This is a genomic window from Arcanobacterium pluranimalium (genome assembly GCF_016907845.1).
GTDB classification, from domain to species: domain Bacteria; phylum Actinomycetota; class Actinomycetes; order Actinomycetales; family Actinomycetaceae; genus Arcanobacterium_A; species Arcanobacterium_A pluranimalium.
Genome location: NZ_JAFBCS010000001.1, coordinates 1,246,178 through 1,272,794, shown reverse-complemented (window position 1 = coordinate 1,272,794; position 26,617 = coordinate 1,246,178). Strand labels below are relative to the sequence as shown.

At 51.0% G+C, this 26,617-nt stretch carries 27 protein-coding genes, 1 tRNA gene and 1 riboswitch; of the genes, 9 read left to right on the top strand and 19 right to left on the bottom strand.

Translation table 11 applies throughout. The annotated features are described in order from the left end of the window. Positions 1-94 precede the first annotated feature (94 nt). From JOD55_RS05480 to JOD55_RS05470, 3 genes are all read left to right on the top strand, one after another. Positions 95-1,474 (top strand): AI-2E family transporter, encoded by a 1,380-nt coding sequence (locus JOD55_RS05480; protein ID WP_204399056.1) that lies wholly within the window; start codon positions 95-97, stop codon positions 1,472-1,474. 66 nt (positions 1,475-1,540) lie between these two features. Further along, on the top strand, positions 1,541-2,248 hold the full coding sequence (gene deoD, locus JOD55_RS05475) for a purine-nucleoside phosphorylase (protein ID WP_204399055.1): 708 nt from the start codon (positions 1,541-1,543) through the stop codon (positions 2,246-2,248). A 195-nt stretch (positions 2,249-2,443) separates the two neighbouring features. After that, positions 2,444-3,112, top strand: a complete 669-nt coding sequence (locus tag JOD55_RS05470) for a metal-dependent transcriptional regulator (RefSeq protein ID WP_204399054.1) — start codon at positions 2,444-2,446, stop codon at positions 3,110-3,112. Positions 3,113-3,147: 35 nt separating this feature from the next. Here JOD55_RS05470 and JOD55_RS05465 read toward each other — a convergent pair whose 3' ends face one another. Further along, on the bottom strand, positions 3,148-3,309 hold the full coding sequence (locus JOD55_RS05465) for a hypothetical protein (RefSeq protein ID WP_204399053.1): 162 nt from the start codon (positions 3,307-3,309) through the stop codon (positions 3,148-3,150). Between the two features lie 169 nt (positions 3,310-3,478). Beyond that, a riboswitch (SAM riboswitch) is annotated at positions 3,479-3,564 on the top strand. Positions 3,565-3,569: 5 nt separating this feature from the next. Between JOD55_RS05465 and JOD55_RS05460 the strand changes: the two genes are divergently transcribed. The 3 genes from JOD55_RS05460 (at position 3,570) to JOD55_RS05450 (ending at position 6,235) form a co-directional block, all read left to right on the top strand. Beyond that, complete coding sequence (locus tag JOD55_RS05460; RefSeq protein WP_204399052.1) at positions 3,570-4,559, top strand: methionine ABC transporter ATP-binding protein; 990 nt, start codon at positions 3,570-3,572, stop codon at positions 4,557-4,559. Then, the gene (locus JOD55_RS05455) at positions 4,556-5,296 is read left to right on the top strand and encodes a methionine ABC transporter permease (protein ID WP_204399051.1); all 741 of its coding nucleotides are present in this window, start codon (positions 4,556-4,558) and stop codon (positions 5,294-5,296) included. Before JOD55_RS05460 ends, JOD55_RS05455 begins: the two co-directional genes overlap by 4 nt. A 108-nt stretch (positions 5,297-5,404) precedes the next feature. Then, the gene (locus tag JOD55_RS05450) at positions 5,405-6,235 is read left to right on the top strand and encodes a MetQ/NlpA family ABC transporter substrate-binding protein (RefSeq protein WP_204399050.1); all 831 of its coding nucleotides are present in this window, start codon (positions 5,405-5,407) and stop codon (positions 6,233-6,235) included. A gap of 243 nt (positions 6,236-6,478) precedes the next feature. Here the strand turns inward: JOD55_RS05450 and JOD55_RS05445 are convergent, their stop codons facing one another. The 6 genes from JOD55_RS05445 to dhaK form a co-directional block, all read right to left on the bottom strand. After that, positions 6,479-7,081, bottom strand: a complete 603-nt coding sequence (locus JOD55_RS05445) for a TetR/AcrR family transcriptional regulator (protein ID WP_204399049.1) — start codon at positions 7,079-7,081, stop codon at positions 6,479-6,481. A gap of 24 nt (positions 7,082-7,105) precedes the next feature. Further along, a complete protein-coding gene (locus JOD55_RS05440) occupies positions 7,106-9,463 on the bottom strand; it encodes a YhgE/Pip domain-containing protein (protein ID WP_204399048.1) in 2,358 nt (785 codons plus the stop codon). Then, complete coding sequence (locus tag JOD55_RS05435) at positions 9,463-10,164, bottom strand: ATP-binding cassette domain-containing protein (RefSeq protein ID WP_204399047.1); 702 nt, start codon at positions 10,162-10,164, stop codon at positions 9,463-9,465. The genes JOD55_RS05440 and JOD55_RS05435 overlap by 1 nt, the downstream gene beginning before the upstream one ends. A gap of 240 nt (positions 10,165-10,404) precedes the next feature. Then, a complete protein-coding gene (gene dhaM / locus JOD55_RS05430; RefSeq protein WP_204399046.1) occupies positions 10,405-11,190 on the bottom strand; it encodes a dihydroxyacetone kinase phosphoryl donor subunit DhaM in 786 nt (261 codons plus the stop codon). Then, positions 11,187-11,795 carry a dihydroxyacetone kinase subunit DhaL gene (dhaL, locus tag JOD55_RS05425; protein ID WP_204399045.1) on the bottom strand — a complete coding sequence of 203 codons (609 nt, stop codon included), beginning with the start codon at positions 11,793-11,795 and terminating at the stop codon, positions 11,187-11,189. Before dhaL ends, dhaM begins: the two co-directional genes overlap by 4 nt. Positions 11,796-11,798: 3 nt before the next feature. Then, entirely contained in the window at positions 11,799-12,794 is a 996-nt protein-coding gene (gene dhaK, locus JOD55_RS05420) for a dihydroxyacetone kinase subunit DhaK (protein ID WP_204399044.1), read from the bottom strand. Positions 12,795-13,091: 297 nt separating this feature from the next. On the opposite strand from dhaK, the gene JOD55_RS05415 reads away from it, so the two are divergent. Beyond that, the gene (locus JOD55_RS05415) at positions 13,092-13,829 is read left to right on the top strand and encodes a CDP-alcohol phosphatidyltransferase family protein (RefSeq protein ID WP_204399043.1); all 738 of its coding nucleotides are present in this window, start codon (positions 13,092-13,094) and stop codon (positions 13,827-13,829) included. Here the strand turns inward: JOD55_RS05415 and JOD55_RS05410 are convergent. The 7 genes from JOD55_RS05410 to JOD55_RS05380 form a co-directional block, all read right to left on the bottom strand. Continuing rightward, positions 13,789-14,730, bottom strand: coding sequence for a hypothetical protein (locus tag JOD55_RS05410; protein WP_204399042.1), 942 nt, complete (start codon positions 14,728-14,730; stop codon positions 13,789-13,791). The two genes, JOD55_RS05415 and JOD55_RS05410, sit on opposite strands and share 41 nt — an antisense overlap. Positions 14,731-15,036: 306 nt before the next feature. Continuing rightward, positions 15,037-15,112, bottom strand: a tRNA-Ala gene (locus JOD55_RS05405). Positions 15,113-15,252: 140 nt separating this feature from the next. Continuing rightward, on the bottom strand, positions 15,253-15,900 hold the full coding sequence (locus tag JOD55_RS05400) for a histidine phosphatase family protein (RefSeq protein ID WP_204399041.1): 648 nt from the start codon (positions 15,898-15,900) through the stop codon (positions 15,253-15,255). Between the two features lie 9 nt (positions 15,901-15,909). Next, positions 15,910-16,344: a ribosome silencing factor gene (gene rsfS, locus JOD55_RS05395; RefSeq protein WP_204399040.1), complete on the bottom strand. Its 435-nt coding sequence runs from the start codon at positions 16,342-16,344 to the stop codon at positions 15,910-15,912. Positions 16,345-16,381: 37 nt separating this feature from the next. Next, a complete protein-coding gene (locus JOD55_RS05390; RefSeq protein WP_204399039.1) occupies positions 16,382-17,464 on the bottom strand; it encodes a hypothetical protein in 1,083 nt (360 codons plus the stop codon). Then, positions 17,461-18,177 (bottom strand): nicotinate-nucleotide adenylyltransferase, encoded by a 717-nt coding sequence (gene nadD, locus JOD55_RS05385; RefSeq protein WP_338022199.1) that lies wholly within the window; start codon positions 18,175-18,177, stop codon positions 17,461-17,463. The genes JOD55_RS05390 and nadD overlap by 4 nt, the downstream gene beginning before the upstream one ends. After that, the gene (locus JOD55_RS05380; protein WP_204399037.1) at positions 18,164-19,462 is read right to left on the bottom strand and encodes a glutamate-5-semialdehyde dehydrogenase; all 1,299 of its coding nucleotides are present in this window, start codon (positions 19,460-19,462) and stop codon (positions 18,164-18,166) included. The genes nadD and JOD55_RS05380 overlap by 14 nt, the downstream gene beginning before the upstream one ends. A 97-nt stretch (positions 19,463-19,559) precedes the next feature. Between JOD55_RS05380 and trxA the strand changes: the two genes are divergently transcribed. Both trxA and JOD55_RS05370 read left to right on the top strand, forming a co-directional pair. Further along, positions 19,560-19,919, top strand: coding sequence for a thioredoxin (gene trxA / locus JOD55_RS05375; protein ID WP_204399036.1), 360 nt, complete (start codon positions 19,560-19,562; stop codon positions 19,917-19,919). Positions 19,920-20,400: 481 nt separating this feature from the next. Beyond that, on the top strand, positions 20,401-21,753 hold the full coding sequence (locus JOD55_RS05370; RefSeq protein ID WP_204399035.1) for an MFS transporter: 1,353 nt from the start codon (positions 20,401-20,403) through the stop codon (positions 21,751-21,753). A gap of 181 nt (positions 21,754-21,934) precedes the next feature. Here JOD55_RS05370 and JOD55_RS05365 read toward each other — a convergent pair whose 3' ends face one another. The 5 genes from JOD55_RS05365 to rplU all read right to left on the bottom strand — a co-directional run bounded on the left by JOD55_RS05365 (position 21,935) and on the right by rplU (position 26,429). Beyond that, positions 21,935-22,927, bottom strand: a complete 993-nt coding sequence (locus JOD55_RS05365) for an LLM class oxidoreductase (protein WP_204399034.1) — start codon at positions 22,925-22,927, stop codon at positions 21,935-21,937. 52 nt (positions 22,928-22,979) lie between these two features. Continuing rightward, positions 22,980-24,089 carry a glutamate 5-kinase gene (gene proB / locus JOD55_RS05360; RefSeq protein ID WP_204399033.1) on the bottom strand — a complete coding sequence of 370 codons (1,110 nt, stop codon included), beginning with the start codon at positions 24,087-24,089 and terminating at the stop codon, positions 22,980-22,982. 93 nt (positions 24,090-24,182) lie between these two features. Continuing rightward, on the bottom strand, positions 24,183-25,715 hold the full coding sequence (obgE, locus tag JOD55_RS05355; protein WP_204399032.1) for a GTPase ObgE: 1,533 nt from the start codon (positions 25,713-25,715) through the stop codon (positions 24,183-24,185). Between the two features lie 90 nt (positions 25,716-25,805). Further along, entirely contained in the window at positions 25,806-26,063 is a 258-nt protein-coding gene (gene rpmA / locus JOD55_RS05350; protein WP_204399031.1) for a 50S ribosomal protein L27, read from the bottom strand. Between the two features lie 60 nt (positions 26,064-26,123). Then, positions 26,124-26,429 carry a 50S ribosomal protein L21 gene (rplU, locus tag JOD55_RS05345; RefSeq protein WP_131281045.1) on the bottom strand — a complete coding sequence of 102 codons (306 nt, stop codon included), beginning with the start codon at positions 26,427-26,429 and terminating at the stop codon, positions 26,124-26,126. Positions 26,430-26,617: the final 188 nt, after the last annotated feature.

Genomic DNA, 26,617 nt, shown 5'->3' with positions numbered 1-26,617 from the left:
CGACTTTCTTTCGGTAGGCTCTAATCTGAGGTGCACCCCAAGCCTTTCGAAGTTTAGGATGAGACCACACATATTTCCAATACATGAGGATGCCATGGACGAAGCACAGGAACAACCGAGCGAGAATCCACGCACTGATTCAGCTGCTAAAACGTCATTTGAGCACGTCGAGCACACCTCCGATCTCGAGATTATTACTGCTCCCGACGACGTTCCAGAATTTCCCGGAGGGCTCGTCACAGTTCCTGCGGGAGCAAGTCGCGTCACGGCAGAAGTGAGAACAGCCGCTGCTTGGTCGTGGCGCATACTCGTGATTGGCGCTGCAGTCTATGCTGCTAGCTGGATGTTCATTACTTTCAGCACCTTGCTTATATCGCTACTCGTGTCGCTGCTCATGGCTGTCATCGCAGAGCCAGTCTCAAGTTGGCTCAAGAAGAAGCTCGGTTTTCCTCCAGCTGCCGCAGCTGCTGCGACTGTATTTGGTCTTTTCCTTATTCTCGCAGGCATTGTGGCCGGTTCAGGCACTGGTCTTTATCAAGGCTTCTCTGATCTTGGAAGCAATCTCGAAGAGGGCATTTCTTCTATCGTTCACTCGTTAAACGACACTTTCCCGAATGCCCAAGATCAAATTTCTCAGGCGTGGTCTTCTCTTCAAGAAACTCTCAAGCAAAATTCAGGCCAGATTGCTGGCGGCGTGATGATGCTAGGTTCATCAATCACCGAGTTCATCACCGGAGCTGTCCTTGTGCTTTTCACCTTGTTTTTCTTCCTCAAGGACGGAAGAGAAATCTGGCAATGGTTTGTGCGCTTGCTTCCAATTCCTTATCGCACAAACGCCAATGAAGCTGGAATTCGCGCTTGGGTGACCATCGGAAATTACACTCGTACCCAAGCGATCGTCGCTTTTGTGGACGCGCTGGGAATCGCTACTATCGCAGTACTTTTTAGCACGCCACTCCCGCTTGCATTCCCTATCGGCGCTCTCGTCTTTTTGGGTGCCTTCGTCCCGATCGTCGGTGCTTTCCTCTCTGGAGCAGTTGCCGTGCTAGTAGTGCTTGTTAATTCTGGCTCTATCTGGATGGCACTTGGCATGCTTTTGGGCGTACTTGTTGTGCAGCAAATTGAAGGTAATATTCTCCAACCGATTTTGCAAGGAAATGCATTGAATATGCACGCTCTGGCAGTGGTCTTCGTCGTCGCTGCCGGATCTGCCATGGCCGGTATCGTCGGAGCGCTGTTCTCGGTTCCTATCGCTGCTGCTCTCAACACCGCCGTCTTGTATCTCAAAGGACATGATACGTTCCCTTACCTCGATGAATGGGAAGATCGTCCTGGCGGCCCACGCCGAGATTTTGAGAGTTACACGGCCGAGTTTTGGCATCATTTCGATACAAAAGTAGCTCAACATCTCTCACCCAAGGAAAAACGGGCAGTTAAACGCGCTAAACTACCGAAACAGACCAGCACACAGTAATCTGTTCATACATGCTGCCTCCGCTGCGGTGGTAGTTAGTTTCAACATTCGAAGGGGAATAATATTATGGCAACACCACACATTGGTGCTGAAAAGGGAGATTTCGCTCCAGCTGTCCTCATGCCTGGTGATCCACGCCGTGCTGAGCGCATGGCTCATCTCTTGATGGACGACGCAAAATTGGTTACGGACGTGCGTGGAATCCTCGGTTTTACTGGCACAGTAAATGGAAAACCGCTCTCAATTATGGCTTCTGGGATGGGACAACCATCCCTGTCGATCTACGTCAATGAATTGTTTATGCATTACGACGTCGAGCGCATCATTCGCGTTGGCACCTGCGGTGGTCTTTCGCCACGAGTCAAGATAGGAGACGTCGTTATTGCTAACGGTGCACACTACGAGGGCGTGATCAACACGTATATTGCACCAAATATCCACTACTCAGCCGTTGCTGATTATCAGCTTGTGCGCGCCGCAGCTGACGCAGCCGCAGGTGATGAGCACGTGGTCGTTGGCCCAGTTGTGTCGCGTGATCGATTCTACGGTGTTGATATGGCCGATAATAAAGCTCTGGCAGACGCTGGCACAATGGGCGTTGAGATGGAAGCTGGCGCGCTTTACGGTCTGGCTGCTCAGTATGGCAAGCAGGCTCTGGCTGTACTAACTGTTTCGGATCATCTCTTCGACTCTTCTCAAGATATGAGTGCTGAAGAGCGCGAAAGCAATTTCCAGCGCGCTCTTAAGCTCGCCGTAGCAGCAGCTCACTGCTGAGATTTCATCGAAGCTACCTCAACATTTCTCTGCGCAAGTGTTGTGTGTGTCCGCATTTATCTCATACAAAGGAAATATGGCGTTGCGGTTATCTGCCAAGATAACCGCTATTCGCCGGCTTTTGTTTGTATTGATAAGCTGAATACCAGCGCACGGAAATACGCGCAGAAATAATCGAGAGACAATCGAGGAGCAATGAATCTTTCAGCAAGCCACGAGGATTATCTCAAGGCAGTGTGGATGATCTCGGAAAGAAATTCTGGACACGTAGCACCTAAAGACATTGCACAGCAGCTCTCGCTGAGCCCCTCGACCGTCTCAGAGGGCATCAAGCGGCTCGTCGCCATGGGACTCGTTTTACACGATCGCTATGGCGACGTGTCGCTTACTCCAGAGGGACGAACCATTGGAGTTGAGATGGTGCGCAAACACCGGCTCATCGAAACTTTTTTAGTTGATGAACTTGGCTATTCTTGGGATGAGGTACACACTGAGGCAGAGTCCCTTGAGCATGCAGTCTCGGATTTATTCATCTCTCGAATTGATGAGCGTCTAGGATTTCCACATCGAGATCCGCATGGAGATCCAATCCCCCGAGCCGACGGCACTACACATCCCGTGCGTACAGAGAATCTTGCACAGCAATGCGCCGGTTCACAAGCAATGGTAGTGCGGGTAGCTGATCATGACCCAGAATTGCTCACCTATGTTGCAGAAATTGGGCTAGTACCTGGCACTTCTTTTGAAGTTACGTCAGTGTCAAGCAGTCTTGGCCTGATGAGTCTTAACACTTCTGCGCGATCTGTTCAGCTCCCACTAACAGTCGCCGAACAAATCTGGGTTTCTGCACTGCCAACTGAGTAATTCATGCAGCCGAGTAATTTTTGCGGCTGAGCACTTTACGTTTCTTGATGTGCGAATGTTAAGACGATCTTCATTCGATCAGGGAAATCTGTGAACGGAAATTCTAATACTGCAATATTAGGTATGACAGTTTTCACATCAGCACTTTCAGAGAAATCTATGCCAGCATTTTTCTTGTAATTTGAGTTCGTATTCATACCTTGATTATGCAAGGCACCTCCTGCCAAAAATGCGTTCTCGCACGTCAAACCCGGTATTCAACCTCGACGTTCAGCGCACTGACTTCCATCGACAAAAATTTGTTCAATATGTGACATGCTCGGGACTAAAGTTGCACAATGCCTATCGGGCATGCGAAAGTAAAGTTGTTCATCCAGAGCAGCAGAGAGACTCGGCTCGAAGAAGCTGCAGCAACCCGTTGAGACGGGTGCTAATGCCGAGATCGATGGGAGTATTCATGATAGAGCTACACGACGTAACGAAGATCTACCCACGCAAAGGGCAAGATTCTGTAGTAGCACTTGATCACTTATCACTTTCGGTACCAGCTCGTTCTATTCATGGCATTGTGGGCGAATCAGGAGCTGGAAAGTCAACGCTTATTCGCTGTTTGACCGCACTTGAGCGTCCTACCTCCGGCTCTATCGAAGTTGATGGTCAAGACCTCACTAAGCTTTCGGAAAAAGACCTGCGTAAAGCGCGTCGAAATATTGGAATGGTCTTTCAAGGTGCAAATTTATTGGACTCTCGCACAGCCGGCGCAAACGTAGCATATCCCCTCAAACTTGCTGGTATTCCAACTGCCGAGCGCAAAGAGCGCGTCAAAGAATTATTTGACTTAGTAGGTTTGTCCGGGCGAGAAAGTTCTTATCCCTCTCAGCTTTCCGGCGGGCAACGCCAACGAGTGGGAATCGCTCGAGCAATCGCCGATGCTCCCGCTGTGCTGCTGGCGGACGAACCGACGTCCGCCCTCGACATGGAAACAACGGAACAGATCTTGGATCTGCTCAAAAGCGTTCGCGACCGAACCGGCGTCACCGTCGTCGTCATCACGCACGAAATGTCAGTCGTGCGAAAAATCTGCGACTCAGTCACTCTCCTAGATTCCGGAAAAATCCTCGAATCTGCGAGCCTTTCGGACGCAGTTGCCGAACCCGAGTCGGCGCTCAGTCTCAAACTCGTTCCGCTACCAAACGTGGATCAAAACGCGCTCTCCGGGCAGAGTGTTATCGACGTATTTTTCACGGCACATCCAGGCGAACCTGCAGGCTCTAAGGTCATCGGGCTCGGATCTCAACTTGGAGCTGATATTGCAGCCGGCCTTTTCGAGACGGTGGGCTCGACGCAGGTATCACGCCTGGCATTGACGCTGCCACATACGAAAGTGCCCGTAGCGCTTCAAGCTTTCGCTGACCACAATATTTATGCAAAGGTGCGTGTAGCATGAGCGGAATTTTTCACGTAACTCCTGCATTTATCATTGGCAGCCAACCGCTTTTGGCCGCTGATAACAGCTGGTTTAATAATCCAGCCATCAAGCAAATGTTGCTACCAGCAACAATCGAAAGCTTGCTGATGATTTTTGTGGCAACATTCTTTACGGTCGTTATCGGACTTCCGCTGGGTGTGATTCTTGCCGAGTCACGCAAAGGCGGAGTGATCCAAAACGTAGTGGTCAATAAACTGCTCGGCACGGTGATTAACCTCGGCCGCGCAATTCCGTTCATCATTTTGGCAATCGTTGTGCTGTTTGCGATTCGTGCACTGCATCTGCCCTGGTTGACGGCGATTGGCTGGCAAGCATTTACCATCGCTCTCGTCGTTTCTGCGATACCTTATTTCGCAAGAATGGTTGAGTCGAATGTGCTCGCCGTCGAATCTGGAAAAGTTGAGGCTGCTCAGATGATGGGGGCTTCCCGCTTCACTGTGATGTGGGGTGTCCTCGTGCGTGAATCTCTGCCTTCAATAATCCAATCGATCACGATCCTCACCATCACGATTATCGGTTATTCAGCGATGGCTTCCGCAGTTGGAGGCGGTGGACTCGGTGCACTTGCTATCAATTACGGCTATCAACGTTATCAGTTTGATGTTATCGTCATTGTAGTTGTGGTAATTCTCGTACTCGTCCAGATCATCCAGATGATTGGAGACATGCTCAGCCGGTTAGTGGATCACCGCTAAGGAACCGCTAACCGGAATCACAGCCAGGGCACCACTGTATCTGCTCTGGAAATCTAAATAGAAATGTTTTCACCCCTAGGGTGAAGTGTACCCACTAAAGGAAAAATCATGCGAAACTTCAAGAAAATTGCACTCATCGGCGCAGTAGCGGCTCTCGCACTTGGCGCTTGTTCCTCCACGGAAGCTAAGGATACGGCAGGAAAGGATGGCGACGGTGTCGTCACACTTACCGTTGGCGCCTCACCTGTTCCACATGCAGATATTTTGCGCTTCATTGACGAAAAGCTCGCTAAAGAGGCCGGAATCGATCTCGAAATCAAAGAATACACTGACTACGTACAACCAAATGTTGCTCTCGACGCCGGTGAACTGAATGCGAACTTCTTCCAGCACGTGCCTTATTTCGATGCTGAGGTCAAAGAAAAAGGTTATAAATTCGAGCATGGCAACGGTGTGCACATCGAACCATATGCGCTTTTCTCAAAGAAATATAAGCGTATCGATGATATCCCCAACGGTGCTCGTATTCTCGTAAATAACGATCCGTCGAACCAGGCGCGTGCGCTTCAATTGCTGGAGCAAAAGGGCTTGATTAAGCTCAAGGAATCGAAGAACCCAACCTTGTTGGATATTATTTCGAGCCCTATCAATGCCAAGGTCGTTGAATCAGAAGCACCAGCTATTCCGGTGCAATTGCCGGATGCCGATGCCGCTGTGATTAACGGAAACTTTGCGCTTGAGGCTGGTCTTGTGCCGTCCAAAGATGCACTCGCCATCGAATCCGGCGAGAATAACCCATACGCCAACGTGCTTGCCTGGAACAAGGATTCCAAGAAAGCCGAAGCAATCGCTAAGCTTGAAAAACTACTCCACAGCCCAGAAGTTGCAAAATTCATCAAGGAAAAGTACCCGAACGGTGAAATCATTCCGGCTTTCTGAGCAGATAATATGCCCGAAAGAAACAACTTATAAAGTTGCTTAATCGGCGGGTGGGGCGGATCAACAACGTTGATCCGCCCCACCCTTTCGTTTGAGCACTTATAATTTGAGCACTTTTAGTTTGACTACTTCGTGGCGTTCAAAACCTTTCAGCAGTCCAAACCTTTCAACGTGCCCGACCATTGGTTGCTATACTTTTCGGACGTTAACCGCCGCGTTTCATGCGCATATTTGTGGATAGCCTCAGGCTCGCCCTACGATCACCACTGCCCGAATTGATGCTGCTATCTCCTCAAGCGAGTGCTCGTTGGGATGGAGTCGCCATGCCAACCCGGCCATCAAAGCAGCACCTAACACACAGTTTGCCGCAATGGCAGGATTTATATCGGCAGCCACCGTTCCTTTTTCTTGCCCTTTAAAGAGAGCATCTTCAATGAGCCGAGAAATATTGCGGTGCCAGGTGCGAGTAGTCTCATACCACGATCGATCGGTGCGAAAGAATTCGGCAGCCAGCAGTTTCGCTGTTCTTTCCTGGTCACGCACCACAATGAGCAGCTCCGTGATCATGGTAGAAACAGCCTGCCAGCCCTCTTGCTCGCCGATAGATTGAGCGAGACGGTCTCGCATACTCTCGAGATAATAATTGAGCAAGGCATCAACTAATCCCGATTTCGAGCCGAAATTGTAGTAGATACTCCCCTTAGCTACCCCTGCAGCAGCAGCAATATCATCTACCGACGTAGACGAAACACTCTTTTCGGCAAATAACTCTAGAGCAGCTTCAAATACTGCTTCCCTAGTATCACCACGACGAGCGGTTCTACCATCGATTTGTTTTGCAGACATTGCGCTACCTTTCCTCATTAGTGCTCAGATAGAAAGTGCCGGATGGAGAGTATTGACGTTCCAGACCCGACGACGCGTCGTCGCAATATTGCTTATAACAACCGATGCCAAGGTCACTGAACCTAGTACTACGATAGCAACTCCGAGCCTAGTTTCCACTCCTCCAGTAATCGTTTCACGCAATCCGTCCACCGCGTAAGTCATGGGCATCCACGGGTGCACAACTTGGAAGAAGCGCGGCGTGACGTCCACCGGATAAGTTCCGCCAGCTGATGCAAGCTGCAACATGAGCAGCACAATCGCAATAAGCTTTCCTGGCGCCGCACCGAATACTGCTTGAATAGCGTGCTGCATCGTCAAGAATGTTATTCCGATAAGCATTGAGAACGCGATGGTTCCCAAAGCGTGCGTATAATTCACACCCACTGCCCAGTGCATCACTCCGAGCATGATAAGAACTTGCCCGGTGAGAATTGCGGCCGCTGGTTGCAAAACGGACGCCACGATACGCCAGCTTGGTGCCGATGTGAGCATCAATCGTGACGGTAGTGGACGCAAAAGCAACCACGTGATCAAGGATCCTACCCACAGAGCCAGCGACATGAAGAACGGCGCAAATCCCTCGCCCCACGAATCGGCTGGATTATTGTTGTGGTTTTCCAAGGCAATAGGCTGAGATATCGTGCTTGCCTGTACTTTCACAAGGTCCGACGACGCCGCAGGAATTTTCGCTGCACCCTCAGCGAGTTTGTTGGCGAGTTCGCCAGCACCGTCAGCTGCTCGTTTTGAACCATCAGCAAGCTGGGTGGCACCGTCAGCGAGGATCTGTGATCCATCGCGGAGTTTCTCTGAACCTTGAGCTAGTTGACCAGTAGCATCTTCAGCTTTTTGTGCTCCTGTGCTGAGTTTACCCAGGCCAGTGTTCAGTTCAACCGATCCTTGATTGAGGGCTTGAGCGCCGCTGGATAGCTCACTTAGTTTTTGTCCAAAAGTTTGTGCGCCTCCGAGCAGCTTCGCCAATCCGGTGTTGAGTGAACCGGCTCCCGCATCAAGTTTCGTCACAGCAGTGACTAGATTTTCGCTGGTCGTTGAGTTCGTTCCGGCATATAGCTGATCAACTCCAGGAACCAACTTGCTATCGACGGCGCTGCTCATTGCCGCCAACGACGGCGCCAAACCAGGCGTTTGTGCCGTGCCGTTAAGGCCATCTGAAAGCTGTTGTGCGCCTTGAGTTGTTTGGGCGATTGCCGCGCGGAATTTCGCTTCTGCTATTTGTTTGGTGAGCGGATCGCCATTTTCAAGAGCCGCGATGAGCGTATCGAGCGAGTTGGTCTGCATAGCGGACAATCCATCTGCCAGCGTTTTTGCGCCTGCTGCAAGTTTTTGAGCACCGGCATTTGCCTGAGTTAAGCTCGGCTGCAAACCTGGGTTGCTCGAATCTCCTGGCACACCGTGCACGCCGTAGTAGAGTTGTTTCGTACCGTCAGCGAGCATTTTCACTTTACCGAGCAACTGAGTGGTGCCGTTATGCAGGGCGGCCGACCCGTCGTTAGCTGTTGAAATTCCTGCTGTGAGCTGTTGAGATCCTTGCGCAAGTAGGCTCGCTCCCCCAGCAACTTTATTAGTACCTGTTACGATTTCGGCACTTCCTGCATGTGCTTTATCGAGACCTGTTTTGAGCTGCGAAGCACCCAAGGCAAGCTGCGAAGCACCTGTTGCCAAGCGTGCAGCTCCAGAGTTAAGAGTTTGCGCACCCTCAGCTAACTGGTTGTTTCCACTGTTAAGCTGCGTGACGCCGTCGCTGAGTTGAGCTGCACCATCGTGAGCTTGGTTGAGGCCGTCATGAGCTTGGCTCAGTCCATTCAGCATCTTGCTCGACACTTCTTCATTAACGGTAGCTGTTAAATGGGTGCGCAGCTCTTTCATTGCATTTTGACCTAAGATTGAGCCAAGCAAGGAGTTTGCATCGTTATAGACGACGTCGATTTTCGCTTGTTCTGGATTTTGTGTACCGAGTGAGACAATACTTGATGAAAAATCTTTCGGAATTTTCATCATGAAGTAGTATTTTCCGCTTTCGATGCCACTCTTCGCGTCCTCGTCATTCGTCACGGTAATATCGAGTGGTTGCTCTTCTTTCAGATGATCGACGACGTCGGAACCGATATGCACGCTTTCGCCTTCCGTCGTCGTCACTGCCACGTCGTCGTTAACAAGAGCGATCGGAAGATCGCTCAAACGCTCGGTTGGATCCCAAAACGCCCACACGTACATCGCGCCGTAAAGTAACGGAATAAGCAGAATGGCCAGGATAGCTGCGCGCGTAAGCGGAAGTCGAAAGAAACGCTTTAGTTCTGTTCCGTGTGTATTCCATGCAAACATTAACGTTCCTCACTCGAGTTGTTCAAAATGACGATATTGTGTGGCATATCTAAAGTGCCTCGCAAGGCTTCTTCCCCTGTTGCTGATGCCACGACAGTCACACCTGTCGAAGTCAAATTTTTGAGAGTTTCCAGCAAGATCGCACGATCGTTATCTTCGTGAAGCGAATCAAGATTGTCGACTGCTAGTATTTGGGGTTTAGCAATCATCGCTAGAGCAATGCGGAAAAGGAGATTATCTAGCTCGCTCAGCTCATAGACGAGGTCTTTTGCACGTGGTATTGGACGCGTGCCAAAGATCGGCGTCAACACTTCACGCACTTTGGCATCGTTGACCCTGGCGATATGAGTCCAGGCTCGGGAATGTATCGAAAGACGTTCACGAATGGTTGCCCCGATGGTCACTTGCTCATCAAGCTGATCAAGATCGTGGATTCCGATTATTTCGGATTCGTTTCGCACTGCTCGCATATCGTGTGGGAGTTCGTGTCCCAGCACGTGGAGCTGCGATTGTTCGGAAAGCTTGAGTCTGCCAGTGAGCGCTAGAAGTAAGGAAGTCCGGCCGGAACCGGCATGGCCAAGAAATAAGGTGAGTGTGCCCGGTTCAATGCTGAAGTCAAGTGGTTCGATAATGGCACCACGTGGACCATTGAGTAATACAGATCGCCCTTCGATCAGAGGAAAATTTTCTGATTCAGTCACGATTCTCTCCATCAAATTGTTTTTGTACTGACTAGTCAGTTCTACATTAGTGCGAAGCTCAGTCGCAAGTTTTTGTAATGTAGGAAACAATCTGCGTGTACTGCAACGGTCGAGCCACTATGCAAGGTGCACATATGGCTGGGGGTGGGGTGGCTTTCCAGCCACCCCACCCCCAGCAGGATTAAGATTCACGCCTACCAGCTGTTTGGCACAGCTGGTAGGCCACAACCTATTATGCGCTTATTCACCCATTCCAGATTGAATGAAATCCACAACAGCAGCAAGAGCTTCCTCTTTTTGCACTCCAGCGGCGCGCACATGCAAAACCTGCCCAAACGTAGCACCAAGAGACATCAAATCCATCATCGAATCAGCCTCAACTGGTTCACGTCCATCACAGCTAATCTCAATAACTGCATCGAATTCAGAGACAAGCTGAGCAAGTTTTCCAGCAGGACGTGCATGCAAGCCGATCTCGTTAACGATCTCAACATCAGCCTCGCAAGCATCAGATTCAGCCCCTCGCACGCTCGCCACGGACGAAACTACCGGCGTCGACGTCACTGAGGATTCGGCGTCGGAACACTCCCCATTACCGCAGCATCCAGCGCCAGGATTCGAAACCACTTCCTCCCCAACAGCTTGCACTTTGGCATTCAGACTCCCCTGAGCGAGCTTCACAACTTGCACCAAATCAGCGCCAGTCGCAGCAGCCACCACGCCCGCCGTAATGCCCTCAACAAAAGGAGCGGCCAAAATGCGAGCATCACTATCGAGCAGCTCAATCGCCGTCTGTGCGCTCATCACAGCTGAGCCCATATCGACGAAAATAACGACGCCGTCACCGCCGTCAACTTCTTCGATAGCGCTCATGATCTGGGTTGCGTCGGTTCCAAAACCGCCGTCGTCCAAACCTGCAGCTATTGCGATGCGCGGGGCATCAGCATGCACCATGATATTTGCCAAATCCACTGCAGCTTCAGCCAGCGCGCGCGAATGAGAAACAACTACGATACCGACGCTCATGCAACGACTCCCGCTAGTGCCTCGAAAAGCATGGTTGCCGACGTCGCCCCAGGATCTTGGTGCCCAATCGAACGATCACCGAGGTAAGAAGCACGACCTTTCTTTGCTAACATCGGAATCGTCGCATCGCGCCCAGCAGTGGCAGCTTCCAAAGCCTTGGGAGCACCAAGTGCCAGATCACCAGCAGCTTCCAAAGCCTCAATCGCAGGGGTCAAAGCATCGACCATCGTCTTATCGCCCAGCTCTGCCTTACCACGGCTAACCAAACCATCCAGTCCCGCACGCAGCGCACCGATAAATACATCGTCCGAAACCTCAGTTTGCGAACCCAGTTCCTTAGCTGCCTTCAAGAAGAACGTGCCATAAAGCGGACCTGACGTGCCGCCAACTTTGGACAGCATCGTCATACCCAAGCCTTTGAGCTGTGCTTCAAGATTCGCAGCGTCAGCCAAGGCCGGCACAGCGGCACTCATACCACGAGCCATATTTCCACCATGATCAGCATCGCCAATCGGTGAATCCAGCTCAGTGAGCATAGCTTGGTTTTCTTGAATGAGCTCGCCAAAACGAGTAATCCATGCGGTAACAAAATCAGTTGTAATCACGGTTTATTCTCCCCACCGCATTCCTGCGGTAACTACTGGTGCATCGAAGTACTTCACCATATCAGAGTCAGCCTTAAGGATCGTCAATGAACATCCCGCCATTTCAAGAGAGGTGATGTAGTTACCCACGAGATTGCGCGAAATCTTCACACCTGCTTCATCAAGCAACGCCTTGACCTCTGCAAAGACGATGTAGAGCTCAAGTAGCGGTGTGCCGCCCATCCCATTGACCATCACGATATTCTCAGAATCGGTGAAGTCCAGATCAGCAAGAATCGGTTCAACAAGCTGACGAGCGATGTCCTTAGCATTCGTGAACTTCTCACGGTGACGTCCTGGCTCGCCGTGAATACCAATGCCGATTTCCATCTCATCATCTGGTAGATCGAAAGTCGGCTTTCCTGCAGCTGGAACTGCACAAGAAGTGAGCGCCATACCCATCGAACGAACGTTATCAGCAACGCGCTGCGCAAGCTCAGCTACCTCATCGAGGCTCTTGCCCTCTTCAGCAGCAGCACCAACAATCTTTTCGAGCAGCACAGTGCCACCGACGCCACGACGACCCGCGGTGTACAACGAATCCTGCACCGCGACGTCGTCTGCCACCACAACCGTGCGCACCTCCACGCCCGTATCCGCAGCTAGCTCTGCCGCCATCTCGAAGTTAATAATATCGCCCGTATAGTTCTTGACGATATGCAAAACTCCTGCGCCGCCGTCTACCTCAGTAGTCGCTGCAAGCATCTGATCCGGCGTTGGCGAGGTGAAAACTTCCCCCGCGCACGCAGCATCGAGCATGCCCAAGCCAACATAGCCACCATGAAGAGGCTCGTGCCCAGAACCTCCACCCGAGATTAACGCAACCTTTCCGGCGTCTTTCTTTACCGAACGGTAAATGACACGATTCTCGTGGTCAACACGCACATTTGAATCAGACGCTTCAATTCCTTTGAGCGCATCTGCAACAACAGTATCTGGAGAGTTGATTAGTTTCTTCATGGTGAAACTCCTTTGTTGTGAAGAAAAACAACGGTCACGGAAATTATTTCACGACTAACACAAAATTGTGTTCGGACGTTCCCGCTATCTCAAGAATGCCTGAAGAAGCGAAATATTTCCACGTCAAAAAACAAAAATATCGAAAATGCCGACTGTCCCGAAAACTAAGATTGAACACACTTTTATCGGAATTCGACTCTACTTGATACTATTAAACAGCTAGTTACCAAATCCGAAATGCGCATTTTAATGTTCACCTGTCATACGAACATTAAGCTGCCGACACAGGGAGTTTTCATGCCGAATCAGGCGCCAATTACCACCATTAACCGAATTGCCGCATGGGGCGTACACGCTTTCACGCTCTCGGGCTTAATGTTTGCTTGCCTGGCAACGCTCTCACTCATTGATCGTGAGATCAAATGGATGTGGTTATGGCTCGGCATCGCCATGGTTATCGACGCCGTTGACGGTACTTTCGCTAGAAAAGCTCGCGTGCAAGAAGTGGTTACGTGGTTTGACGGCGGAATCGTGGACATCGCCATCGACTATCTCACCTGGACTTTTATTCCGGCAGTGTTTATGTATCTTTTCCTGCCGATGGGACCAAAACCACTGGCCATGGCGCTGATGATTCTTATTGTTGTATCGTCAATGTTCTGCTACGCCAATAAGCAGTGGAAATCTAACGATTACTATTTCGTGGGGTTCCCTGCCGCATGGAATATCGTGGCAGTTATTCTTTACGTGCTACAAACAAACTGGATGTTCAACGCCACCACGACTGTGGTTCTCGCAATCCTCACCTTAGTTCCAACCCACTACACTCACCCATTCCGAGTCAAAAAGCTCATGCCATACAATATCGCCGCAATTACGATATGGATTGGCACAGTAGCTGCACTTCTCGTCATGTATCCGAAAGCCCCAACCTGGCTACTGTCTTTGTTCTGGATCAGCGGCGGCTGGTTTATGCTCACTGGCGTGCTGAGAACTATTTTCGGGCAAGATCCTCAACCTCAAAAGAATCGCTAACTATCTGCGAAACTTTCTTATCTCTCCCCCACCGATACAATTCAATGGCAATAGCAGCCACAATAAAACCAATGACAATCACATTGACTATCGGCGGGTAATGCTTTCCGTTCGTCCAGAAATAAATATATGGCGCTACAAATGTCGCCATTGCCACCACGAGGCCTGCAAATCTCCTCATCCACGTGCGCCCGGCAAACATTTCAATGAGTGCCCAGGTATACGGAACAGCCGTAAAGACGTCCAAGGACCACAGCACCCATACATTCCCGTGGAAATGCGGCACAAAAACGACTGGTAATGCACGCAAACTCGAATAAATAAACACTACGAGATACGCGATAAATTTGGGCGATCGAAACATTCTAAAAAATAGCGATCTCTCGACGATATTCACCTCTGCTTGTTTAAGCAGAGAAAAATTCTCCGATGCGATGCCTTTCGAGTCGATCCCCTCGAGGTGGTTGCGCACCCATTCGCGTTGCGAATCAGTTCCGGAAAGAAGCTTCTTTAACAGTTTGTTTGGACTGACGACGACGGGCGTCACCAGCGACGCCGCAGGAAAACGATGCCGCAAATGCTCAGGTACCTCGAATGCATCACCGGCAATTCGCACAATATCAGCGCCAAGTGCAGCTTGAAGTCGGGTTATGTGTTCCGTCTCCACTACGGCCACCCACAACAAGATTCGCCGAGCCACCGCATATTTCAGTTCTTGTCCGATAGCTGCGCCGGTGGACGTGTCAAGATCCTCCACGTCATTGAGAATGTCCATTTCCACAACTTGCGCAGAGTTGAGCGAGCCGATTCGATCGGCCCCCGATTCGGCGACAATCACCTGCGGGTCGAAACGCACTTGTGACAGCAGCGGGACATCAACTATGGAGTAGAGCGTAAACACTCTCCTAGAGTGCCATAATTCTATTCTCAACTACAATCATGACCTGCCGTGTTTACCTATTCGCTTAACAAATCACATTCATGGCGCTGGCTGCGTGTTTGGTGTGCGGATGCGCGGATGCTGGTTCGCAGACGCGGGCTGGACGGCGTGCTTGTGCTACGGGTGCAGGTTGGACGGTGTGTTTGTGCTACAGGCACGGGCTGGACGGTAGGCTCGCATTTGGCTGCGGGTAAGGCGCCCACCCAAACCGGCACAATACGCGAAACGAGGGGTCTGAATGACCGTAATCATTCAGACCCCTCGATTTGGTGGAGCATAGGGGATTCGAACCCCTGACCTCTTCCATGCCATGGAAGCGCGCTACCAACTGCGCCAATGCCCCGCGGACTTGATTAATATTACTCAGCTAATCCAGGAATTGCCAATTTCTCGCTATAGGTTATGTGGTGAAACAGCTCACGTGGTTTGCGCAGCATACCACGTGAGCATCAGCCAATCTGGCATCTGCGAAGCCAGCAGCCGTCAGCGCCAGACGTTTTCCAATTCGTCGCTGGCCATCTCGCTTAAATTATACGAGCACAATCGCCACGGAGGATTTGCCCCTTCTCGCGGTTTCAAAACCGCCCACCGGCAGTTGTCAAGGCCCTGAATACCAGCCCATACACTCGGATTCATCCCCAGCAAGGCCATGATTCCATTGACGATCGAGCCACCATGAGCAACGAATATCAACGTCTGCCCATCAGCAGCGTCACGCACAGCGTCCTCAACGAGCTCTTTTACTCGTATACCGCAGTGTTCGCGAGTTTCAACTCCCACATCCTGCGGCTCATGGCCTGAACGCCACTGCTGCCACTGCTGTGGCCATTTATCGCGAATTTCGTCAGAGGTTAGCCCCTCCCACACACCGTAGCACCGCTCGCGCAATTGTGGTGTCACCTGCGGAATTATCCCTGTTAAATCACTGAGAAACTGCGCAGTCTCTCGCGCACGCCCCAAATCAGAGACGTAAATCTTATCTGGATTTAACTTCGCTAACTCCGGCGCCACCGTCTGCGCCTGTGACCGTCCTTTTTCATTTAACGGAATATCTGAAGAGCCTTGAATTCTTCCTTGAAGATTCAAATCTGTTTGACCGTGACGCCAAAATACAATCTGCTGTACCGGCACAAATTTTCCTTACTCAGTACCCAAATCCGAAAAATCAAAATACTGCGACATCGAAGATTCCTGATATTCAGGATCAGCCACGATATCAGCAGGCAATTCTATTTCTGGACAATCGCCCCACAGTTTCTCAAGAGCATAGAACTCACGATCCTCGTCTTGCTGCACATGCACCATGAGGTCGCCGAAATCGAGCAGCACCCAATGGGCTTCCCCATCAAGACCTTCTCTGCGCAAGCGGTCATGACCCGCTTTTTCAACAGCTTCTTCAACAGTATCAACGATTGCTCGCACCTGCCGTTCTGAAGAACCAGACACAACCAAAAATGCGTCAGTAAGCACGAGCCGTTCCGAGACGTCAATAGCGGTGATTGAGGTAGCTTTCAATTCTGCAGCAGCACGTGCAGCCACAATGGTCATGTCGATAGAGGTAGCAGAAGCGCTCACAATTGCCTTTCGTAGCAGGGGTATTTCTTAAGTTTTCTCAAAGTTGAAAAACGGTAGTGCCGACGACGATCGCTTGCGTTTCCGTGCCCATGGACAGGAACGACGTCGATACCCACGAGCCGACGAGGTATCCCACGAGTGCACCTATTGCGATAAGCAGGAGCAACCCAATCCAGTTGCGCTTCCCGCTTTCTTCATACACCAGCGATTCTTCCTCAACAGCTTCAGTAACTTCGGCTTTTTGTGAAGCCTCAGGCTCAATAACGGCTTCACTTTCTGCACTGGTCTCGCTCTTGATCGCAAGAGACTCGCCACTAACTGCATCATCTTTACTGAGAACTGCAGACTCTTCCTCTGTCGTATCCGGCACGGAGGTCACACTCTGCTGCGGTGCTGCGTCTTCTGAGTCTTGAGCAACGGCAGGCGAAACTTCTTCGGCCTTTTCATCGGCAGGTGCAGCATCAACTGGCGACACCAAGTCTGCTGCAGCCACCGCATCTGCCGGCGACGCCGCATCTACTTTGCTATCCGTAACCGAGATAACCTCACTGTCACGACGAGTGCGCTCAAGCAAACGTTCACGCAACGACCGCGGCTGCTTTGGCTCGTCGTCGTTATCAAAACGGTTGAAAACGGAAGTGCGGATAGGCTGGTCAGACGTCGAAACCTTTTTTGGCTCATCCGCCACAGAATTCGCAACACGCGATGCTGATTCAGCACTCAGAGCACTCGAGGCACTCTTCTCACTCAAGGCTTCATGCTGCGCAATTGAAACACGCTGCACAGGACTTGGAGACGGAACTGGACTCTTAGCCTGATTCTTATCAGTCTCACTGCGTGCATCATCTGTCTTGGCTTTAGCATGTGATGTTGGCGACTTAACCACAGCTTCGTCGCTGGATTCAGCACTTTTTACCCCAGCGCTACGAGCAGCAAACTCTTTCATAATCGTCTGCTCTGCAGTAGCGTTGCTACGCTCAGCCTCTCGCAGCTCTTTACGTGAGGGACGCCGGAGTCGCAGCTCAGCTGTTTCGCTCAGCGAGGGCGAGTCACTTTCACGCGCTGTTAGTTTCCCCAGCTCACGCAGCTCTTTTCGACTCAAACGTGGAGTCTCACTCATACCAGTTCCTTCCCAGTTCCCTCACCGCGAATCTCATCGTTGTCAACATCAGTATCTTGCTCACGAACCAGAGCTGTTGTAGTAGCCTGATCCTCTTTATATAAATGATACTTGTTTATGTGCTGAACTACCCCATCTGGCACCAAATACCACACCGGGCCTGCTGATCCGGCGCGATTTCGAATATCTGTTGAAGAAATAGCCATCGCCGGAACCTCCAATAAAGTGATTCCATTTTGTGGAAGTCCGGACGTATCCAGTTCATGACCTGGCCGATTTACCCCTACAAAGTGAGCCAGATTCCACAATTCGTCTTGATCCTTCCAACGCAGGATCTGAGGAAGCACATCAGCACCAGTGATGAAAAACAGCTCAGCATCAGGGTAGGCTTTTTTCAAATCGCGCAGCGTATCGATTGTGTACGTAGTGCCCCCACGGTCAATATCTACCCGCGACACCGAAAAGCGAGGATTGTTCGCAGTGGCGATAACGGTCATAAGATACCTGTGTTCAGCAACCGTCACTCGCCGGTCTTTTTTGAAAGGCTGCTCACCAGTGGGCACGAACACCACTTCATCGAGGTCAAAATGATGTTGTACTTCGGACGCCGCCACTAAGTGACCATGATGGATCGGGTCGAATGTGCCGCCCATAATGCCAATCCGACGCCGCGGATGATCCACCGTGTTGATTCCATCGCTAATCTCGGACATGCCCATCCCCTGTCACGATCCACATTGTGCTTGTGAGCGCCGTGAGTCCCATCGGCCCACGCACATGCAATTTTTGCGTGGAAATACCGATCTCCGCTCCAAAACCGAACTGCCCGCCGTCGGTAAATCGAGTCGAAGCATTAATCATCACTGCTGCCGAGTCCACATTATTGACGAACCGCTCAATAACTTTCTCATCTTGGGAGATGATCGCCTCAGTATGCCCCGTGGAATATGTCCGAATATGTTCGATAGCTTCTTCAACGTTGCCCACAATACGCACAGCGATCTCTTTAGCAAGATACTCAGTGTCCCAATCGCGGGCGCAAGCTGGGATAAGCTTCAGCGACTTTGGAGCCAAACGCACCGCTTCGACGTCAGCGTGAACCGTAACGTAATTTTTGGCAAATACGTCATAGATACGCGGCAAAAAGGCTTGTGCGACGTCGGCGTGAACCAGTAATTTTTCGGCCGCATTGCACACGCCCACTCGACTCAATTTCGCATTTTCAACGATTGCCACGGCTTTATTGAGGTCAGCATATTTGTCTACGTAAATATGACAGTTCCCGACACCGGTTTCAATAACTGGCACCGTCGCCGTTTCGATTACTGTTTTGATAAGTCCAGCTCCCCCACGCGGAATGATCAGATCTACCAGTCCACGGGCTCGCATGAGGGCAGTTGCTCCCTCGCGTCCAAATTCGTCAATCGTGTTGACCAAATCCGGATCCCCGCCACCACTGCGAATTGCCGTTTTCATCGAAGCCACGAGCGCTTCATTAGTGTGTATAGCTGCGCTACCTCCGCGCAAGACGACGGCGTTTCCAGATTTGAGTGCAAGTACAGCTGCGTCCACAGTCACGTTTGGGCGAGCTTCATAAATCATTCCGACGACGCCGATCGCCACACGTTTGCAGGTGAGAGCAAGTCCATTTGGCAACGTCGTTTCACTGAGGATCTCACCGACCGGATCAGGGAGTTTTATAACATCTCGCACCGATTGTGCGATTGATTCGATTCGGCGTTGATCGAGGTAAAGGCGATCAAGGAGTCCCTCACTCATACCTTGCTCACGACCAGCGAGCATATCGCGAGCATTAGCTTCTTCGATAAGCGGAGCATCTACAAGCAGCTGATGTGCAATTTGGGCGAGTAACGTGTTCTTCGCTTCGGTTGACATTGACCGCGCCGCAAAAGAGGCCGACTTCGCACGAGAAGCGATATCTCTAACTTGTCCATCAACTGGCAAGATGTGATCAGCTTGGGAGGTGATTTCTTCCATAGCTCAATTTTAGTGGAATACATGAATTATCTGTGCGTTTTAACTCATGATAAAGGTAACGAAGGATTCGCCTTTGATACGTCTACGAAAGGAAGCTATGGCTACGCTGGAAGTTACAAGTGAGAATTTTGCACAAACAGTTGAAGAAGGCACCGTGCTTCTGGACTTTTGGGCAGCATGGTGTGGTCCGTGCCGGCAGTTTGGACCAATCTTTGAAGATGCTTCGGAGCGTCATCCTGATATTAAATTTGGCAAGGTAGATACGGAAGCTCAAGCCGATCTCGCTCAGGCTTTCAACATCATGTCAATCCCAACTCTGATGGTTTTCCGGGACGGCATTCGCATTTACGAAGGCGCTGGTGCACTCGACAAGAACGCACTTGATGACCTAATTGAACAGGCACAAAATTTGGATATGGACGAAGTTCGCAAGCAAATTGCACAAAATGAGCAGTGAGCAAGATAAGAACTAATTTTCCTGAATCAATCCTGGTGGGGACGCTTTTCGTGGCGTCCCCACCAGTCTTTGGATCATTTTTATCAACAGCGCGAGATATTCACGAACAAAATGCACCGCGTATCAACATTACGCATTCTTATTAACAGCTCTCATTGCACCTATTCGAATACTATTTCGTGACATCTGTTAAGTAACGGCCTTAATATCCAAAATGCGCGCATTTTTCCTGATCATAGACTTTTGAGAATTCTTCCCTTTACGACACACGAACAATTCAATTGAAAATTCATCAACTTAACATTGCTTAATCACTTCCTTGTTGACAGTCTGATCACAACTTAAACGTGACGCTCCAATACTCAACGACGAGTCCACGTTTTTGCGACAGACGAATAAACACATACGAAATACAACGTTGTACGTTCGAAAACCGTAACTCTGAACTACATTTCGAACTCATAAGCGCAAGGAGATAGGTATGACCCATTCAGTACCTAACAGGACTGATATTCAAAGTGGCGACTCAAGCCGCATTGAAAAACTCACGAAAACCAACTTTGGCAAACTGATGCCGTTGCTCGTGATCGTGTACATCATCAGCTTCATCGATCGAACCAATATCGGTATGGCTAAAGAAGCACTCGGTGCTGATATCGGATTGTCTGCAGGAGCTTACGGCCTCGGCGCAGGACTCTTCTTCCTTTGCTACGCAGTGTTGGAAATTCCATCAAACCTGATCATGCACAAAGTAGGTGCACGGTTCTGGATCACACGAATCATGGTGACTTGGGGACTTATTTCGATGGCCATGGCACTCGTGTGGAACGACACCTCGTTCTACGTCCTGCGCGTCCTCCTCGGCGCTGCGGAAGCAGGCCTATATCCAGGCATTATCCTCTACATTTCTTACTGGTTCCCACAGAAATTCCGTCCGCGCGCTATCGGAATCTTCCTCCTTGGCGTCTCAATCGCTAATATCGTTGGCGCACCGCTAGCTGGTCTTCTCCTCCAAATGGATGGCCTTGGCGGCCTGCATGGATGGCAGTGGATGTTCATTCTTGAAGGCGCACCAGCAGTAATCCTCGCACTCCTCGTGTGGAAGATGCTCCCCGACTCACCTCGTGAAGCAAAATGGCTCACCGACGACGATAAGTCACTTATCGAACGAGTCATCGCATCCGAAGACGTCGGCGAAAAGTCGCAGCACAACGATCTGCGTTCGCTTGGTCCAGTTGTAGCCGATCCGATCATTTGGCTCGTTGTACTGGCATATTTCACGCATCAGATTGCTGTATATTCGCTGTCTTACTTCCTGCCTACCATGATCAAGTCCTACGACGCACACATGAGCACACTTACGGTCGGCTTCATTACCGCAATTCCGTGGATTGCAGCAGCGCTCGGCTCATGGTTCTTGCCGCGCTACGCCGTCGGCCTCAAGAAATCAAAGCTTATGGCATCGGCAGGATTCGTCACTGTAGCTGTCGGACTCACGATTGCTGCGCTCACGTCAACAAATATCTGGATCGCGGTAATTGGTTTCTTCATTGCAGCTTCGCAACTCTTCGTTATCCAGTCGATTCTCTTCACTTTCCCTCAGCAGCGCTTCTCGGGAGCAACTGCTGCTGCAGCCGTGGCATTCATGAATATGTGCGGATTGGCAGGAGGCTTCCTCGGCCCTACCGTCATGGGTTACCTTGAAGAATCAACCGGCAATAAGCTTGCAGGCTTGTGGTTCATCATCGGTGCTGTTCTCATCGGCTCCTTGCTCGTATGGGGACTGCGCTACCGCACTCAAACTGCAACGCGTCAGAGCAGCGAATCGCTCTAAAGCCAGAAATATCTGAATCTGGCCAGAAAACTTTGTTTGTGGATGGTATGAGATCGGTGGGCGGTAATGCGTACGCATTACCGCCCACCAGCACAATCAGCACCTATCGAACACCGTAGAATCACGAAGCTTGCCTCACCTCAAGCGATAAACAATGCTCTCTCAAGCTGTATGCATATTTCTATTGCCCATCAAAGGTGTGAAAATTACTCAATTTTGGAAGTTCATCGTCGATTTTAGTGCGCTCTTTCATCAGCGGCAGCACACCTCGCAAAACCGAAGCTAAATCGGTAGGAAGAGACGCAGGCACAAAAACGATACCGTCTGCTGCCCCAGTTGCCACCCAAGATTCGATAGCATCAGCCACATCATAGACGGTTCCGGTAACTGAAGAAATGCCGTCGAAAAGTGGCTTGTGGTTGATATCAGCGATCAGCACAGCGCGTTCTTGCGCAGCCTGGCGCGATGCAGAAATGACGATACCAACATCGACAAACACCAAAATTTCCCGCTGCTTCTTTGCCGCATAATCACGCAGCTGCGTGCGCAGTTTCTGCGCTGCCAACGGCTCTGCAGTCTTAACCCGCACAATATCAGCAAAAGCGGCAATCTCTTTGACGTGCCCGAGTGCAAAAGCTGGATCAGCAGTGATAACAGTGACCTTGACGCCAGCGTCTCGAGCAATTTGCGCCATCTTCGATAGCTCAGAAAAATCTGACGTTGCATTGACCTGTAATTCTAGCGAAGAACAGCGCTCATACTCCCCTGCCAGCGCTTGCGTGCCAGCTTCCACAAACTTCAACAGTGGAGGTACCTCAACAGAAATACCACCCGATGCTATATTGAGAAGCTTGGAAGCGGCCTTAACACCGTCCAATGCCCGGTCATGTTGCTGATCAGACGACGTATGAAAAGACCGGTTGAGCGTGACAAAATCTAAACCACCCTCCAGCGCTGCTTTCACTGACGAAGCGAGTCGCGGAAAATTCACATGATCAACAGCAACATCGTGCCCATATTCATCGAGCATTTCACTCGGCATAGCGCCGAGCATTGACAGATCAATCCCAATCCAAGCGGTGGCCACGTGGCGTTCAACCATGATTTCACCCTTAACAGGTGAAAGAGACTCATCAATGAAACAGTCCGCTGAAACAGGAAGTTCCAAAGTCATCTAGATCCTTCTCCCCATTTTCACTAGAAATAGCGCCCAATTTAATATGATTCTAGCAAACCAGATCGTCGACATGAATTATTGGACGCGGTGCCCGCCCTCGCTGTACACCGTCAACAAGGCCTGCAAACTCCTCAACCTCACCGTTCGAAAAAGCAACCATACCTACCGCAATACGTTGACCAGTGCTTTCACAGACTTCAACCATATCTCCAGCAGCAAAAGATCCGCGAACTGCCTTAATACCAACTGCCAATAACGACGCGCCGCCACTACGCAAGGCGTGCGCAGCGCCGTCGTCGACAATCAAAGTGCCACTAATACGCGCCGAATATTTCATCCAAAGCGACCGCGCGCTCGTCCGGCGCCCTCGTGGCACGAACCACGTTCCAACCTGCTCGCCCTCTAATGCGCGCCGCAAAGAATCAGTGGAAACCAGCAATGTTCCGATCCCACCGGCTGTTGCAATATCTGCCGCAGCAACTTTCGTACGCATTCCACCAGTACCAACGTCGGACCCCTTGCCTGTAATACGCAAATTCTCGAGCTGAGCCATACTCAAAACTTCGCTGATGAGCACCGAGTCAGGCAGATTCGGTGGGCCTGAAAACAGCCCCTCCACATCGGTACACAGTACCAACGCCGTCGCATCTACCAAATGAGCTACCAACGCAGCGAGCCGATCATTATCGCCAAAGCGCAGATCGTCGGAGACTACCGCGTCGTTTTCATTCACAATCGGCACAACGCCATGATGCAATAACCGTTTCAAAGAGCCTTGCGCATTAGCATAATGACGACGGTCAATCACGTCGTCCGGAGTCAAAAGTACCTGGCCAATCGTGATCCCATAACTAGCAAACTTGGTCGCATAGGCGTGCATCAACCGCGACTGCCCTACCATCGCCGCAGCTTGCTGATCGCGCACATTTTTCGGCCGCGAATTGAACCCGAGCGGCTTGATACCCGCTGCAACCGCACCAGACGATACCAACAGCACTTCCTGCCCGCGCGCACGCGCAAGAGCGACGACGTCCACCAGCTCAGCGAGCCGAGTCTCATCGAGCGAACCATCCGGTGCCGTCAAAGAAGAAGAACCAACTTTAATAACAATCCGGGAAGCGGCACCGAGCAGCTTCCGATTGGACAATAGCGGCTTCATAATCTTTCTCTATCTCAACTACGCCAGCTCAATATCGCTGACTCCGCGGTTCCACCGCCCGGCAAATCCCGCAATCGCAAGAATGACCGGGACTTATTCGTCGTCTGAATTCGGATCAGTCCAGTGCCCTGCTTCGCGTTCCATCCACAGCTCTTGACGAGCAGCCTCTTTCGCATCCATCATCTCGTGATAAGCAGCTTTACGCTCTTTACGCGTTGCACGCTGATTCTCCGCCAAACGCAGATCCGTGCCACGCGGTCCGAGTAACTCTGCACCAGCAGACATCATCGGCTCCCAATCGAAAATCATTCCATCAGTCTCAGAGCCGATCACGACCATATCCCCTGCACGCGCTCCGGCTGCCGTGAGCTGCTTTTCAATTCCCAGCATATTGAGACGATCAGCAAGGTAACCCACCGCTTCGTCGTTTGAAAAATCGGTCTGATGCACCCAGCGTTCAGGTTTCACGCCACGAATCTGATAGAAATCTTGCCCGTCCTTGTGACGCTTAGTAATGGTGAATCCAGAAGATTCTTGACCAGAAACAGGACGAATAATCGGGCGTTCTTCGCGCTGCATAGCCTCGTTTTCACGCTCACGAACTGCCTTGATAATAGTGGCTAAACCAAATCCGAGCTCTCGCAGTCCTTCGTGTGAAACCGCTGAAATCTCAAAAACAGGAAGTTTACGCGCTTTGAGCTCATCTTTGACAAAATCTGCAAGCTCACGCGCCTCCGGCACATCCACTTTGTTGAGCACAATAACTCGTGGGCGCTCCATGAGCGGGATTCGACCCTCAATCGGTGGAATCTGCTGTGAATACGCCGCAAGTTCAGCTTCAATCGTATCCAGATCAGAGATCGGATCGCGGCCCGGCTCTAAAGTGGCACAATCAAGCACGTGCACAATCGTCGCACAACGTTCAATATGACGCAAAAATTCGAGACCTAAACCTTTCCCCTCCGAAGCACCAGGAATCAGACCAGGTACATCGGCAATGGTGAAACGCAAATCTCCGGCTTCAACCACGCCGAGATTCGGAACGAGCGTAGTGAAAGGATAGTCGGCAATCTTAGGGCGAGCAGAACTCATTGCCGCGATCAGCGAGGACTTTCCCGCCGATGGGAAACCAACAAGCGCCACATCAGCTACGGATTTCAGTTCGAGCACGACGTCGAGAATGTCGCCCTCTTCGCCAAGCAGGGCAAATCCGGGGGCTTTGCGCTTTGGCGAAGCGAGCGCTGCATTGCCCAGACCGCCCTGGCCACCCTCAGCGACGATATATTCAGCACCAATGCCGACCAGATCAGCCAGAATATTGCCGTCACGATCTTTGACCACCGTGCCATCTGGAACGCTCACGTAGAGATTTTCACCGCGCTTGCCATGGCGCATATCTCCTGCACCAGGAGCACCATTTTCTGCTTTCAAATGTGGGCTGTGATGAAGATGGAGCAGCGTCGTCTCTTGACCGTCAACGCGCAGGATAATATCGCCACCGTGCCCACCATTGGCGCCATCAGGACCACCGAGCGGCTTAAATTTTTCTCGGTGCACCGAAGCGCAACCGTTGCCGCCTTTTCCTGCTTCGAGGTGGAGCGTTACGCGATCTACAAAGCTTGCCATTCTTCAATCCTTAAATATAAAACAAGGGGCGGAGAGCACTGCCCTCCACCCCTAGAGTTTTAATCGACCGTTTCCGGTCAATTCAATCGCTCAGGCATCAGCCAAAACGACGTTAACAACCTTGCGATCACGACGAACACCGAATTCCACGGTTCCCTCTGCGAGCGCGAAAAGGGTGTCATCCTTGCCGCGGCCAACATTGGCACCCGGGTGGAAGTGGGTACCGCGCTGACGCACGATGATCTCACCAGCGTTGACGAATTGACCGCCAAAACGCTTCACACCGAGTCGCTGGGCATTAGAGTCGCGACCGTTATTCGAGGAGCTGGCGCCCTTCTTATGTGCCATGTTTCCTGACCTGCTCTCTTACTTTAAGCTCGTTGAACGGATGATCCCGAAGGACCCAGATCACTTAATGCCGGTGATCTTAAGACGGGTCAGCTTCTGGCGATGACCCTGGCGCTTGCGGTAACCAGTCTTGTTCTTGTACTTGATGATGGTGATCTTTGGACCCTTCTCATCGCGAACAATTTCAGCGGTAACCTTAGCGGAAATACCATCGGCGGCAGTGGTGACCTTGTCACCGTCGACGAGCATGATCGGCTCTAGCTCGACCTTGTCGCCAGCTTCGCCTGCCATCTTGTCCACAACGACGATAGATCCGACGGACACCTTCTCCTGGCGGCCGCCTGCCTTCACAATCGCGTAAACCACGTTCTGCTCATCTCTGTCGATACGGCTGCATTCACTAGTGGAATGCACTTGAAAATTTATTGGCACGAAACAACGCGCCGACACACCAGCTTACTTAGCTTCACCATAGAGAACAAGCTCAGAAAGGGCGATAATCGCCACATTATCAAACTTGCACTCCTGGCAAAGTTACCAAGCCAATGTTTTAA